A 14354-nucleotide genomic window follows, 5' to 3' on the forward strand; every position below is an offset into this window, starting at 1 on the left:
AGGTCGCCGAATACGCCGGCGCCCAGACCTTCGGCGCTTCCTACGGCGCCGGTGTCAGCGAGAAGACACGGCGGACGACCTCTTCGACGGCCACGGCATCCTTGCCCATGACCGTGACCGTGGGCAGGGCCGGCCCCATGTACCCCACCTCGGCGGCGTTCTCGATCGCAGAGCCGATCCGGCCGTGATACTGCACGAATTCGTCGCCGGGCTCGTCGACGCGGTAGGCCCGGTGCGCGCCTACCGTGAATGTCGGCGGCCCCGGGGTGTGGTTCTCCTCGAGGTACCGGTAGTTCAGCGAGATCTGATCGCCGTGGTAATCGAATTCGCACGACCACATCGACTGCCGGTCCGCCGGTACCGTGACGCCGAGGGCGGCGGCCGGGGCGCAGGGATCGACCCCGTCGATCACCGTGAGCGCCGTATCCGGAGAGGAGCCCATGGGCGGTTCGTCTTTCCACGCCGCGAGTGCGGCGTCCATGATTCGCTCCCCGATCGGACAGGGCTCGGTGCCGAGAGGGTTCGAATTGTGCAGCTGGAACGTCATCTGTGATCGGAATCCGGCGGTTACTGTGCAGGTGCGCTCGAGGAGCTGGTCTGCGAACTCCTCCCCGAACCGATCCAGGTCACGGACGGTCGTCACTTCCGCACCGTCGACCATCCGGACCGGCGCGCCTTCCTCATGGCTGGGGACGCCGGGATCCCGGACGAAGAAGGCGAGGCGGAACCGAGTACGTTCCCGCAGCTCGTCGGAGTCGAGGGTGGCCGTGCACGAACTGGGGGCGTCGTTGAACACGCGCAGCACCGTGCCGAATTCGGCGAGCACTTCCCGGGGCAGCAGAGCGCACGGGTCGACTGCGCGGGCGCGGCGCAGTAGCTCCAGCCGGTCGGTGTCGGTGGCCGATTCGGTGAGCCGGTACCCGCCGGCGTCGCGGACGTCGCCGGCTCCCGTGCCGCACGCGGTGAGGCATCCGAGAAGGAGGCAGAGTGCGACGAGACGTCCGAGCATACTTCCCCCTGATGTGTTCGGGCCGGGCTGTTGCCGAGGCCCGATTCAGGTTAACCCGTGGCGATCGAGACGGCGATTCGACCAGTTCGGCGGAGCGCCGGGCCGGATGCCGGCGGCGGTCGCGTGGGGATGTCGGTGTCAGGGGGCATGATCTGCCGCATGGTGTGGACAGTCCCGCTGGTATTGCCGGCGGAATTGGTGGACGAATATGCGATCGATCTCGCGGCCCCCTACTCGACAGGTTGGCGGTATACCCACAACGACGTGGCGTTTTCCAGCGATGGGGACATGTATGTGCTATCGCACCTGGGGCGGTACAAACACGGTGGAGAGGAGGCGATCGATCCGGCGGAGCAGTCGTTCGGTTTCGATCTGGTGGCTTGGTACCCGAGGGGAGAAGAGATACCCGCCGAGCCGGCGATATTCCCGCATCGCACGAAGTATTCGAAATACGGAGATACCTGTGCCGTCGGGCTCGCGGTGCTACCGGAGGGCACCGTCGCGCTCAGCGGACGATATGACGCGACCTATCTGCTGAACCCGGACCTCACCCGGATCATGGGTGAGTACACGACCGATCCGTTTCGGAGTTCGTTCGAGGAGTACGAAGTCGGGCATCAATTCGCGACCCGGATCCGGGTGGCTCCCGGCGGGCGGTTGCTCTGCCTGGTCGAGGAGTACGGGACCAACGAGTACGGGAGTTTCTCGCCCAACCTGGTGGCAGTGACGGATGACCCACTGACAGCCGGCCATCGGCCGGTGCTACGGGCGATCGCGTCCATGGACGAGCGACCGTTGCACCAGAAGACCGAACTCGATACCCGGCCGTATGTGCTGTTCCAGGGGCGACCGGTGGGGATGGACCATCGGCCGCGGGGTTTCACCGATACGGTGACGGCCCAGTGGAAGGAGTTGTACAGGAGTCGGAAGAAGCACTTTCTCGGCGTGCCGGAGCCGCTCGGGTACGACCGTTTCGTGGTGCCGATATTCGCGGGATTGTTCCGTGCCGGGAACCGGGGCAACGCATTCACGTTCGCGCTGGTGGACGATCAGGGAAAGGTACTCGGCCGGTTGGAAGGTATGGACGATTGGAAAGATAGTCCTTTCACCGGCGAATGTTATCGGCTGGCAACGGATCCCACGCGGGGGCGTGTCTACCACTTGAATCGCTACGGGCTGTACGTATGGGACGCCGACGGTTCCCTGCTGGCGAAGATCGCGACGGATGCCAAGCCGTTCAGCGTATTGAAGAACTTCACACTGCTGGGATGTTCGCCGGAGGGTGATCTCGTCCTCGTCCAGGACAAGCAGCATCTGATGGTGCGTGTCCCGGTACCGGAGCAGGGGGTGGGCGAGGGTCTCGCGGCCGCGCTCGAGGGGGCGCTGGCGGCGTTCGCGAAGCAGCGTGCGGCGATGAAGAAACAGTGGCCGCAGGTGGCCTGGCACTGGACGTACCGGACAGCAGCCGGAGCGACGTGGCTGCTGTAAGTGCCACCGCATGAGCGGCAGGCGGTGGGCGTTCCCGACATGCTCACGGAATCCGCACCTGCTCCGCGGATTGTGCGGTTGAATTTCCGGAATGCTTTCCGAAAAGCGCAGTTCGGCCCTGCCGTGGGTGGTGATCGCTGTATCGGGTGTGGCCTCTACTGTGGCGACGCGGCACGCCGAGTTCTTCCTGCACTGGATCTGGGTGCTGTACCTGCCGTTGTTCGCCTTCGGTTATCTGCTCCTGGCCGTAGTTGTCCGGTACATCGGTGTGGGTGCTCGCTCGTGGTGGCTCCCGGGGGCGGTCGGCCGCCGCCGCGGCCACGGTGGAGGTGCCCGGGCACGGCGAAGGCGATCTCTACGGTGCCGAGCTACCGAATCACCTGTGTGTCGTGACACCGAACTGCCGGATCGCGAACCTCGGCTCCAGCAACGGAGCGCCGATCCGCTACGTCGCGGACTACGCCGAAGTCACGGAGAGCGCCTACGGTTACGGGCATTTCGCCGGTACACCGGCACCGGGCCCGTGCAACGGGTTCGGAGTTCCCGCATGCCCCACCAGGGAACTGGCGGGCGGCTGGTGGTGGATCGAACCATGCGACGGTCCGGAGTACGAGCGAGTCCGGTGAACCTCGATGATCGGTCCGCCGGTCCTCCTCCTGCCGCTGATACCGGCAGAGGGTGCGGTCGCACTGCTCGCGATACGAGGTGTAACACCGGTCGACGCCCAGACCGGGGAAAGCTGCGCGGACCGGAAGGTCGCGGTGCGCTTCAAGAACCTGGGTACCGGGTATGCGGACGGGCAGCAGCACCGCGTCGTGAACGGGGTCGTCCAGAACACGGTCGACGGTGTCATCGTCGGTTTCGGCGCAGTGCCGGGCGTCGGCCGGGTAAGAGGCCCGGATCGTCGCGCTGGACTCGACGACAGGGAGATGGAACAGATTTCGGGTACGGCCACCTTCACACTGAACTGAGCGCGAGTGCTGTGTCCCGCGATCGCGGAACACAGCACTCTAGCGTTTGCGCCCCCGTGCCGGCTTCTTCCGGGCGGGGGCCGGTTTTCTCCCGGGACGCGGTCGCTTCCCCGGGGACTGCGACTTCCGTGGTTCCGGTTCGGTGCGCTTTCCGGCGGGGGATCGGGAGCTGCGTTCCGAGCGGCCGCGCACGACACCGATGAACTCCTCGACCGAGTCGGTGGTCCGGGCCGACGGCCACACCAGAGCGATTTCGGTGTCGTCGGTATCGGTGACCGTGCGGTAGACGAGGTCGCGCCGGTGGTGCAGGCGGGCGATCGAATGGGGCACGATGGCGACGCCGACTCCGGCGGCGACGAGTTCGATGGCGGCTGCGACGGTGTCGATATCGGCTGTGTCCTGTAGCCGTTCGTCCGCGAGGTCGGCCATGCCGACCTCGTCGAACAGTGCGATCTCGTGGTCCTTGGGTACCACCACGACGGGCAACTCCCGATAGAGCGGGATGACGTTCATACCGTCGCGGTCGATCGGCAAGCGGACGAAGCACATATCGACCCGGCCCTCGCGCAGCGCCGGCTCCTGGTCGGCCTGGGCAACAGCGACCAGGTCGAGCGGGATATCCGGGAACCGCCGGCCCCAGATCCGCTCCCATTTGGTGACGGTGACGCCGGGTACGAACCCGACTCGCAGCGTGGCGGGGTCGGTGGTCTCCGCGGTATCCGCCTCGTGCTCGGTCCGCGCGATGATCTCCCGCGCCTCCCGCAGCAACTCCCGTCCCGCATCGGTGAGCTGGGTCGGCTGTGCCCCCGGTACGAACAGCTTCGTGCCGAGCTCGGTCTCCAGGTCGATGACCGTGTGGCTGAGTTTCTGCCGGGAGATGCGCAACGCCTTCGCGGCGCGGGCGAAATGCAGCTCCTCCGCTACGGCGGCGAACCAGCGCAGGCGCTGCACATCGATCGAGGGGAACCGGCTCATACCGGCAAGCCTATGGCACCGCGGCGGCCGGACCGGCTCGGCGGCCCGATACGCTGCTCCGGTGAGCCTGGACAAGAAACCGCAGATGATGAAGCCGCTGACCGCGGCGAACAAGCTCGGCATCTATCTTCCGGCGGCTCCCGAAGAGTTCCGGAACAACCCCATTTCCCGAACCGAGCTGGACGAGCTCCGGGCGAACCCGCCGCAGTGGCTCACCGAGCTGCGCCGCACCGGCCCGTTCCCTCGCGATATCGTGGCCCGCAAGCTCGGTGTCTCCAACAGCGGCCTGGCCCGAGCCGGGGTGTCCGATTCGCTCACCGCCGACGAGATCGCCGCCTTCCTCGCGGACCCACCGGAGTGGCTGATCCGTGAACGTGAGAACTATGCCGCTGTGCGCGCCGAGGAGGAACGGACCCAGGCCGAGAAGGCCGAACGCCGGGCGGCGACCAACCGGCCGGCGAAGGGTAGGTAGCCGGCCGCGGACAGCTTTCGACCGCAGGGCGACGAGCTCTGCTCGGGCGTCCCTGCGGCCTGTCTCGGAACGCCGCACGCCGGCCGGTTACGGGACCGGTCGGCCGTGGTTCACCTGCCTGTGTTCCCGGCTGACCGGTGGCGAACGCCTGCACCGCCTCGCGGAACTCCGGGCCGCCCGAGAGGTATCCGCCGACCGTTCCACCGATCAGCACACCCACGGGGGTGCTGACGCCCAGATCAGGAACAGGCATGCCCCGATGAGGCCGCCCACGACGGCGCCACCGACGACGCCGGGCAATTTCTTGTCGATCTGCTCCGCGAGCCGGCTGTAGGAGCTGATGTCCTTCGGCGTCGCGCTGAACCGAGGGGCGGCCTGAGCCGATACGAGGACGTAAATCGAACTCTTGCGGGCGCTGCTCCGCCGGCGCCTCGGCCTTCAGTGCTCACCGCGTTCACCACTCGGTGGCGTGCTTCTCGACGTGTGGGACAGGAAGCGCAAGGTCAGGCGCTGAGCCGAGGAGAAGGGGGAAATACGACCGGTAGGGCCGTCAATGCGCGGTGGAACGGGCCGGGACGCCACACCAGGCGTTCCTGAGGTACTTCCAGCTGCAATTCCGGAAGGGCGTCCAGCAGTTGGTCGATGATTTCCTGTGCGAGTAGCAGTGAGAACGGCCGGGCGTGCGCGGGGCAGGCGTGCGGGCCGGTGCTCCATGCCAGATTCCATCCGTTGTCGATGAATTCGCCGGTGTTCTTCTGTGGGTCGGTATTGCAGGCGGCCATACTGATGATCACCGGTTGATTGGCCGGCAGGAATTGGCCTTCGACGTAGATGGGTTGGCGGGGGTAGGTGATGCAATAGTTGGCCATTGGCGGGTCGGTGGCCAACCGCTCCTCCAACGCGGTTTTCGTCGTCAAGTGACCGTCGCCGCCGTAGCTGGTGTACCGCTCGTCGGTGAGCATCAGTACCAGAGTGTTGGCGATCAGGTTGACGGGCGGCTCGACTCCGGCGGCGAACAGCAGGACCAGCTGGTTCACTACTTCTTCGTCGGTCAGGTTGGCGGGGTCCTGGATCATCTTGGTGGTGACGTCGTTGCCGGGGTGTACGCGCTTGAGGAGTGTGAGTTCGAGCAGGGCCTGGCCGAAAGCCATGTTGACCTGCGTGGTGTCGACGCTGTCGAACATCTGGGCGCTGGCGGCGGCGACGCGCTGGCCGATGTCCTCGGGACAGCCGAGTACCTGGCACAGCACCGAAAAGACCAGTGGAAGGGCGTATTGGTTCAGGATGTCGGCTCGGCCGGTTTCGCAGAATGTGTTGATGAGCGGGAAGGCGGATTGCTCCACCATGGAGCGCACCGAATTCAAGTCGATTCCCTGCTCGAGTGCGTCGACTACGTTTTTGCGGAGGCGCCGGTGCTGCTCGCCGCTGGTGCGAATTGCGTTGGGACGATATTCGACCATCGGTTTGATCGGACAGTTGTCGGGAATGTCCCGCTGCCAGATACTCGGGTCAGCGGGAAAGCGGTCGCCGTCGCTGAGTATACCTTTGGCGGTGTCGTAGTTGATTACCAAGGTGGCGGGCACTCCGGGCCACATCTCGACCGGTACCAGCGCGCCGTAGGCTTCGCGCATCTGGCGATAGGCCCGGTGGGGATCGGCGGCGAACTCTTCGCTGTAGATCGGGACCCGGGGGCCGTTCTCGATGTTGTAGATCGGGGCCGGAGTACCGTCCGCGATCGGTGAGCTCGTGTCGGCACCCTGGCGGGTGGACTGCGGATACACGTAATCTCCTTGTCATCGGTTTGCGGAGGAATACTAGCCGAGCCGAGAGCGGCGTGAGGGCTGCCAGGTCCTTAAGCTGTTCTCCGCCAACGGATTTATGTCTTTTGCGGTTGGCCCGAAAACATCCCGCGGACCGTCGTGACGGTCGAATCGTCCGTTTCCGATCCAAATGCGCGCCGATCGCGCCTCGTACACAGTCGCGTTCACCACACTGGTGAAGTGGTGTGGGGTGACGAACACCGCGGGCAGGGCACCCCATATGAAGTGCCCTGCCCGCGGTGTGTGCGGAGGATCAGCGACGGAGCCGATCGCCGCAGCGGTCGTCCCAGGCGGCGGCGAGATCGTCGGCCAGTACCGGGGCGCCGAGGATGTCGTCGTCGAATTCGAAGGCGGCCAGCAGGGCGGGGAGGTGGTCGGCAAGATTGTCGATGGCCTCGTAGAGCAGGCCGCCGCGGAGTTGCTGTTTGACAGCTTTCACGGCGGCCACGTCGAGTAGCCCGTGGGTGAGGTACCACGTCGCGTGTTTTTCGATCTGGTCGAGGGCGAAGACGTCGCGGACGGCCGCGATCTCCGGGTGCTCGGCGTGTTCGTCGAGTGCCCGGATAGCTTGTTCGACGCAGTAGGCTTCCGCGAGTTCCAGGGCGTCCGGGATGACCTGGAGGCGAGCTTCCAGTGTCGGGTCGCTCAGCTGGGGTCGTGTTTCCTGGGCGATGGTCAGGGTCCGGGCTTTGAACAGGCGCGCGCGGTCCGCCGGGTCGGCGGGGTCGTGGAGGACGGGTTCGGGCGGTTGTGTGCCGGCGAATTGTTTGGCCAGTACGCGTCCGGCGACCGATCCCATGACGGAGACGTCGCCTTCACCGGTCATCGCGGCGTGACAGACACCGAGGTAGCTGGCGACCCGGTTGGCGCTGAACATACCTTGGGCGGCCATTTTCACGCGGCAGTCGGTAACCGTCTGCAGTGCGTGCCGCTGGATGAAGTCCTTGGCCAGCATGACCGACACGACGGTGTCGCGGGCGGTGAGGTCGCTGCCCGCCAGCAAGGTTTTCACCGCATTGCCGTAGATGGTGCGGGCGACGGTGCCGGCCAGGTCGGTGAGCAGTGTGTCACGGACGTGGGGGACGTCGAGCATGTAGGGCTTGTCGGTCGGCGTCATCGGAACCACGCGCCTGCTCGCGTAGTTCAGGGCGATGTAGAGCGAGGCACGGGCCTCGGCGTTCAGGCACGAGGACAGTGCCAGGCGTCCGACGGTGAGCTGACTGATCGCGGAGGCGAATCCGCGCTTGCGGCTGGCTTCGTCGCGCCAGGTCAGCACGCCGTCGTCGTCGATGGTCGCAAGATCGTTGCTCAACCAGGCGGCGCGTTCGACCCGCAGGTTGTCGAAGCTGATCACCGAGTTGTCCATAATGACCAGCGGCTGGTGGTCGAGCTGGGTGATCGTCACACCGGGCGCGGCCGAGCCGTCCGGCCCTCGCAGGCGCGCGGCGAACAGGTGCACGCCCTGGTCGACTCCCGCCGCATCGATGAGCCGCGCACCGACGACGCAGACCCGCGATACCGGAATCCCGACGCTCGGCATGAATTTGCGGGCTTTCGCATCCGGGGTGTTGAGGACGAACCCCTCACCGTCCCAGGTGGCAGTCGTCCGCATGAACTGGATGTTGGAGCCGCATTCGTATTCGGTCAGCAGCATCACACCGACCGCCGTGGCGTCATCCAGGTCCAGGAGGTACGGCGTGGCGGAGTCGGAATCGGTGAGCGTCGCAAGGCTGCCCGAGGCGAGGTTGTAATGACCGGAGATCAGCGGAATCAGATCCGTCGCCAGCACTGCACACTCGTCGAACACGGCGAACAGCCTGGGCAGGTCGGTCGCGACAGCGCGAGTGCCGATCTCTTTGACGAGGTCGGCTAGCTGGTCGTATGCGTTGAGACGCCGCTGCTCCTGGCTCTGCAGCTCTGTGACGGCGTAGTCCGGTTTGCTCAGAATCTTCTGAAGCTGCTGACGGAACTCGGGGCTGCCGTGGCGAAGCACATCGGCCAGTGATGTACTTTCCAGATACTCGGCGGTAGCCATAACCTTCTCCTACTCATTCCGATCCCAGCGGTTACTCGTCCACAGCTGGGCATGCTGGACCATCGCGCCGGGCTTCCGCGCGTCTACGCCGACGGTGGCCGCACTACTACGCGAGGGGAGTCGGGTTTCGAAGCGAGGAAGCCGGCCGATGGCCTGTCAAGGCATCAATACACCACACGCCTTCATGTGGGTGCCGTTATGACCCGGCGGGTGCGGAGCGGCCGCGTCGCCGATCGAGCGGTGAGCGTAGGCACCATCCCGACGGAGGATCGCGATAACGCACCGCGGGGGAGTCCCTGGACATCGGGGAGCGAGCCGGGCTCGCCGCTGCGATGGCCGACTACCTGCTTTCGGCAGGAAGGCGGTAGAGATGCGTTCCCGGGTCACCGTTTTGGTCGCGTCATCATGCGACATCATCGTTGCCGCAGGGTTGCAGTTGACCGACCATGACACGAAAAGTATTGTGCCACAACCGGTCGAGCGATCCATGGTGAACAAATACAACATTTGGTCTAGGCCGTTGACCTGCGGTTCCCCCGGATCGTTGTTGACCAGTGAGTATTTGGTCGGGTGTAGGAGTTCGCCTATCTGTAAATTCGCCAGAAAATTTACTCTACAAAACGGTCGGTATGATGCCGAATGGTAGGCGATCGGTCTCGGTTACTACGCGGCCGAGCTGGACGAGTATCGAACCAGCGTGCCATGACCTGCGCGGCCGAGGTCGCGGTCGGGGTCTGATCGGAGGCATTCATCCTCGGACGGGCTGCTACTCATGTAGTTGGATATGAAGATATGCGTATTGAAATATGTAACGGCCGCATGTCTCGGGTGCGCAGTGCGCCGGATCCTGTGCGATCACGTTGCCGTCTCGCTGCGAGCGTATCCATAGAGTGGCCGGATAGGCACGGCAAACCTGCGGAAGTAACCGCGGGCGCACCGGGAACCGCGTATTGCAGATCGAATACGATGCCGGGCGGTCCGTTCGGATCGGGCGTCTTCCTCGAGTAGTCTCACCTCGGCCGTTCCGGCGGCGGCAGAGCTGCTTCCGGGCGCCACATCCACCTGCGCCTTTGGAGTAACACAGTTGTTTTCACCACCGCCCGACGCTCGGTCCACCGTACTTCCGCTCGTCCACGGATCACCGCAGAGCACCGACGAACCCCGGGTTCCGTTCTACGCCGCGGAGATCGCCCAGGCACCGCACAGCGCCTATCGCGAAATGCGTCGCCGATACGGAGCGTTGGTGCCGGTCGAGTTGGCTCCCGGCGTCCCGGCGACGCTCGTCGTCGGCTATCACACCGCTGTGCGCATCCTCAACGATCCTGAGCATTTCCCGGCGGATTCCCGCATGTGGCAGAAAGATATACCGCGCGATTGCCCCGTTCTCCCCCTGCTGGAGTGGCGCCCGTCGGCTGTCCGGAACTCGGGCCCCGCGCACGCCCGTTACCGGCAGGCGACCGTCGCCGGAGTGAACGGGGTCGATCTGTACTCGCTGCACAGCCGAGTGGAAAGGATCGCCGGGCCGCTCATCAACGCGTTCTGCACCACCGGTTCGGCGGAACTCATCGAGCAGTACGCGTTCCCGCTGACCTTCGCGCTCATCAACGACATACTGGGCTGTCCGGCCGAGATCAGTCGACGCGCGGCGGCGGGAATGGCCACAATGATCGAGGGATCGACAGCGGACGCCGGCGAAGGCAACGCCATGCTGGAACAGGCCATGGCCGATCTGGTGAGTCTCAAAAAGACCGAACCCGGTCAGGACATCGTCACCCGGATGGTGCACGACCCGGCGAACCTCGACGACGAGGAGATGCTGCACAACGTATACAGCTTCTACGGGGCGGGGATCGAGCCGCTGCAGAACCTGATCATCAATACGCTCCGGCTGATCCTCACCGACGAGCGTTTCGCGGGCGGCATAATCAGCGGGAGCCTGTCGACCCGGGACGCCGTGGACGAGGTGCTGTTCACCGACCCGCCGGTGGCGAACTACGCGGTCTCCTTCCCCCGCCAGCCGGTACTGATCGACGGCGTCTGGCTACCCGCCCATCAGCCGGTGATGATCAGCCTCGCCGCGTGCAACAACGATCCGGCTATCGATACCGGGGCGTATACCGACAACCGTGCCCACCTCGCATGGAGTATCGGGGCACATATGTGCCCGGCGAAAGAGGTGGCCTATCTGGTGGCGCAGGAGGCAATCGACCAGCTGCTCGACGCACTGCCCGAAATGCGCCTCGCCGTACCGGCCGAGGAGCTCACCTGGCGCCCCGGGCCTTTCCAGCGTGCGCTGACCGCACTGCCGGTGGAGTTTCCCGGATCCGCGCCGCTGACGATTTAGCCTGAAATGTGCGACCGTATCGCTTCCTGCTCCACACCCGATCCGGCCCCTGCACTCGCAACCATGAGTAGCTGGGTGCTTCCCACGTTCCTGGGACTGGGACTCGCGGCCGCGTGCGGGCTCCGAGCCTTCGTGCCGTTGCTGGCGCTCAGCGCTGCCGGGCTGAACCGGTAGGAGATGTCGTGTCACGGTGATCGTGCCTTCGCCGGGACGATTCGGCTCGATCGACTCCCGGTCGGCCAGGCCTGTGGCTCCGGTCTGCCGGATCGCCGGGTGCGGATGTTTCGACGGGCCTCGACCGATGTTTCGCAGACGATGTGCCGGTACTGTCGAACGGGTTCGGCGAATCGCCGAACTGGGAACGATGTGGCCGGTTCCGCCCGGCCGCAGGAGGTGATCAAGCGCCATGAAGAAGATTTCGGTAGCACTGTCACTCGTCTCCGCCACGGCGGCCGGACTGGTGCTCGCGGTGGTCAATTCCGGGGTTGCGAGTGCGACCATCGAGAGCAACCGGTCCATCAAGCGCGATATCGCGCCCGTGCGGTGGGAACGCTGAGATTCACCCGTCGGCTTCGGCGTATCCTGTCGAAGCCGACGACCTCGCGTCGGCCCACCGCTGACTCGGTGAACGGGTACGAGATCCTGCACCGTGTCACGGAACTGCCGATCAGCACCTGGCGTTACGAATGGGAACCCGACCATGTGCGTCATCTGGGTCCTATGGCGCAGGACTGGATGGATGCTTTCGGCTTCGGTCAGGACGATGAAGTGATCCACGCGGGAGATGCCAGTGGTGTGGCACTGGTGTGTATTCAGGCATTGCAGCGGGAAATCGGGGAGTTGCGGGCCGAGGTCGAGCGGCTTCGCGCCGAAATCGACCGGCGATGACGGTTGGGTCCGGCGGTGTGGTGGACAACCACGGCCGGGGATCAACGGCGCGGTAGCGCTGTGCGATCGGACCGTCCCGGCGGCCGGTAACGGGTCTACTCGTGCGGTGGACGAATTCGCCCGCCGCCTTTCGCGGCGCGATATGTCCCGATATGCCGTGGGAAGCGCTGTAAGCGGCCGGCGGAATCACTCCTGATATGTGCGGGGGCGACTGCGCATCCCATTGTCGCGCCCATCCATTGCGGTAAAACAGACCTATCAGTACGTTCACTCCATGAGCTCTACGTTTCCGCATTTGCTGTCTCCACTTCGGCTGGGCCGTACCACACTGCGCAATCGTGTGGTGATGGGTTCGATGCACACCGGCCTCGAAGATCGGCCCTGGCACACCGATCGACTGGCCGCCTTCTTCGCCGAACGCGCGCGCGGCGGCGTAGGTCTCATCGTCACCGGTGGTTACGCACCCAACCGGGAAGCGCTGATCTCGCCGTTCTCGTGCTCGATGCTCACCGAGGCCGACGCCGCACGGCATCGCGTCATCACCCGAGCCGTCCACGAGGCAGGGGCGAAGATCGCCATGCAGATCCTGCATACGGGACGCGATTCGAACACTCCGAACAATGTCGCACCGTCGGTGGTCGCCTCGCCGTTCAGTGCCTTCGAACCCCGGGAATTATCCGATTCCGAAATCGAATCGACCATCGATGACCATGTGCGCTGCGCCCGGCTGGCGAAATCGGCCGGATACGACGGTATCGAGCTGATCGGCGGCGAGGGATTCCTCATCAATCAATTCCTCGCGCCGTTGACCAACAAACGCGGTGACCGATGGGGGAGAACACCGGCGGATCGGCGCCGATTCCCGGTGGAGATCGTGACCCGGACCCGCGCCGCACTGGGCAACGAATTCCTGATCATGTTCCGTATGTCGCTGGCCGACTTCATGGAAGACGGGCAGACCTTCGAGGAGATCATCGCCCTGGCCGTAGAGCTGGAAGCCGCGGGAGTGGATATCATCAACACCGATATCGGCTGGCACGAATCCCGGGTCCCCACAATCGCCACCTCCGTGCCACGGGCGGCTTTCGTCGGATACACCGCGAAAATCAAACAGCATGTGAGTATTCCGGTATGCGCGGCGAACCGAATCAATATGCCCGAAGTCGCCGAAGAGATCCTCGAGCGTGGTGACGCCGATCTGGTCGCGCTGGCGCGCCCGATGCTCGCCGACCCGGAATGGGTGCGGAAAGCAGCCGAATCCAGGGTCGACGAGATCAACACCTGTATCGCCTGCAATCAGGCCTGTCTGGACCACACCTTCACCGGACAGCTGGTTTCGTGCCTGGTGAATCCGCGTGCCGGCCGGGAGACCATCCTGCGACTGCTGCCCACCCGTCAGGCGAAGAAGGTGGCCGTGATCGGGGCCGGCCCGGCCGGGTTGTCCGCCGCGATCGGCGCGGCCGAACGCGGGCACCGGGTGGAGCTGTTCGAGGCGGCGGATCGGATCGGCGGTCAATTCGACCTGGCCCGGCGTATTCCCGGCAAAGAGGAGTTCGACGAGTCGATCCGGTATTTCCGGCGCAAACTGGAAGTCGTCGGTGTGTCGGTGCGGTTGAACACCGAGGTCACGGCCGAGCAACTCGCCGAAGGCGACTGGGACGAGGTGGTGCTGGCCACCGGGGCCCGCCCCCGCGTCCCCGATATCGCCGGTATCGATCACCCGATGGTGCTCTCCTATCCGGAGCTGATCCGCGGCGAACGCACCGCCGGCCGCCGGGTGGCCGTGATAGGAGCGGGCGGAATCGGATTCGATGTCAGCGAACTCCTCACCGTGGCGGGCAGCAGCGCGCTCGACCTGGCCGAGTGGCAGCGGGAGTGGGGTGTCACCCACGACGAGCAGGCGCCGGGCCAGCTGACCACCCGCACCTGGTCGCCGGCGGTTCGTGAGGTCACGCTGTTGAAGCGTAAACCCGGCCCCTTCGGAACCACGCTGGGCAAGACCACGGGATGGATCCACCGCACCGCGCTGGAGGCCAGGGGGGTCGAGCAGATCGCCGGGGTGAACTACGAGCTGATCGACGACAGCGGACTGCATATCAGTTTCGGGCCGGACCACGAAGGCCGCCGCGTGCTCGAGGTCGACAATGTCGTGGTCTGCGCCGGTCAGGAACCGGTGCGCGAGCTGGTGGATCCACTCGGCGCGCGTGGGCTGCGGTGGCATGTCATCGGTGGCGCCGACGAGGCCAAGGAACTGGATGCCAAACGCGCGATCGAACAGGGCACCCACCTGGCCGCCGAGCTGTGAGCCCGGCGGTCGCGATAGGAGCGACCCGCTACGGGCCGGACGACGAT

Annotated in this window: 12 protein-coding genes; 8 read left to right on the top strand and 4 right to left on the bottom strand. The window is 65.2% G+C overall.

Annotated elements, in window-relative coordinates:
- Positions 1–40: 40 nt before the first annotated feature.
- A complete protein-coding gene (locus ACYR7D_RS18905) occupies positions 41–1009 on the bottom strand; it encodes a hypothetical protein (protein WP_459545852.1) in 969 nt (322 codons plus the stop codon).
- 159 nt (positions 1010–1168) lie between these two features.
- On the opposite strand from ACYR7D_RS18905, the gene ACYR7D_RS18910 reads away from it, so the two are divergent.
- From ACYR7D_RS18910 to ACYR7D_RS18920, 3 genes are all read left to right on the top strand, one after another.
- Entirely contained in the window at positions 1169–2497 is a 1329-nt protein-coding gene (locus ACYR7D_RS18910; RefSeq protein ID WP_459545853.1) for a hypothetical protein, read from the top strand.
- A 272-nt stretch (positions 2498–2769) separates the two neighbouring features.
- The gene (locus tag ACYR7D_RS18915) at positions 2770–3123 is read left to right on the top strand and encodes a hypothetical protein (protein ID WP_459545854.1); all 354 of its coding nucleotides are present in this window, start codon (positions 2770–2772) and stop codon (positions 3121–3123) included.
- Between the two features lie 6 nt (positions 3124–3129).
- Positions 3130–3468 (top strand): hypothetical protein, encoded by a 339-nt coding sequence (locus tag ACYR7D_RS18920; RefSeq protein ID WP_459545855.1) that lies wholly within the window; start codon positions 3130–3132, stop codon positions 3466–3468.
- A gap of 39 nt (positions 3469–3507) precedes the next feature.
- Here the strand turns inward: ACYR7D_RS18920 and ACYR7D_RS18925 are convergent, their stop codons facing one another.
- Positions 3508–4443, bottom strand: coding sequence for a LysR family transcriptional regulator (locus ACYR7D_RS18925; protein WP_459545856.1), 936 nt, complete (start codon positions 4441–4443; stop codon positions 3508–3510).
- A gap of 61 nt (positions 4444–4504) precedes the next feature.
- On the opposite strand from ACYR7D_RS18925, the gene ACYR7D_RS18930 reads away from it, so the two are divergent.
- Positions 4505–4915 carry a DUF5997 family protein gene (locus ACYR7D_RS18930; RefSeq protein WP_459545857.1) on the top strand — a complete coding sequence of 137 codons (411 nt, stop codon included), beginning with the start codon at positions 4505–4507 and terminating at the stop codon, positions 4913–4915.
- 503 nt (positions 4916–5418) lie between these two features.
- On the opposite strand, the gene ACYR7D_RS18935 is transcribed toward ACYR7D_RS18930, so the two are convergent.
- Together ACYR7D_RS18935 and ACYR7D_RS18940 are read right to left on the bottom strand one after the other, a co-directional pair.
- Positions 5419–6546, bottom strand: a complete 1128-nt coding sequence (locus ACYR7D_RS18935) for a cytochrome P450 family protein (protein ID WP_459545858.1) — start codon at positions 6544–6546, stop codon at positions 5419–5421.
- Positions 6547–6988: 442 nt separating this feature from the next.
- A complete protein-coding gene (locus ACYR7D_RS18940) occupies positions 6989–8770 on the bottom strand; it encodes an acyl-CoA dehydrogenase family protein (protein WP_459545859.1) in 1782 nt (593 codons plus the stop codon).
- A gap of 1084 nt (positions 8771–9854) precedes the next feature.
- Between ACYR7D_RS18940 and ACYR7D_RS18945 the strand changes: the two genes are divergently transcribed.
- The 4 genes from ACYR7D_RS18945 to ACYR7D_RS18960 all read left to right on the top strand — a co-directional run bounded on the left by ACYR7D_RS18945 (position 9855) and on the right by ACYR7D_RS18960 (position 14307).
- A complete protein-coding gene (locus tag ACYR7D_RS18945; protein ID WP_459545860.1) occupies positions 9855–11114 on the top strand; it encodes a cytochrome P450 family protein in 1260 nt (419 codons plus the stop codon).
- A 406-nt stretch (positions 11115–11520) separates the two neighbouring features.
- Positions 11521–11670: a hypothetical protein gene (locus ACYR7D_RS18950; protein WP_459545861.1), complete on the top strand. Its 150-nt coding sequence runs from the start codon at positions 11521–11523 to the stop codon at positions 11668–11670.
- 68 nt (positions 11671–11738) lie between these two features.
- Positions 11739–12002 (top strand): tail fiber domain-containing protein, encoded by a 264-nt coding sequence (locus ACYR7D_RS18955; RefSeq protein WP_459545862.1) that lies wholly within the window; start codon positions 11739–11741, stop codon positions 12000–12002.
- A 274-nt stretch (positions 12003–12276) separates the two neighbouring features.
- Positions 12277–14307 (top strand): oxidoreductase, encoded by a 2031-nt coding sequence (locus ACYR7D_RS18960; protein ID WP_459545863.1) that lies wholly within the window; start codon positions 12277–12279, stop codon positions 14305–14307.
- The last annotated feature ends 47 nt before the right edge of the window (positions 14308–14354 follow it).

Source organism: Nocardia sp. X0981, assembly GCF_977089955.1.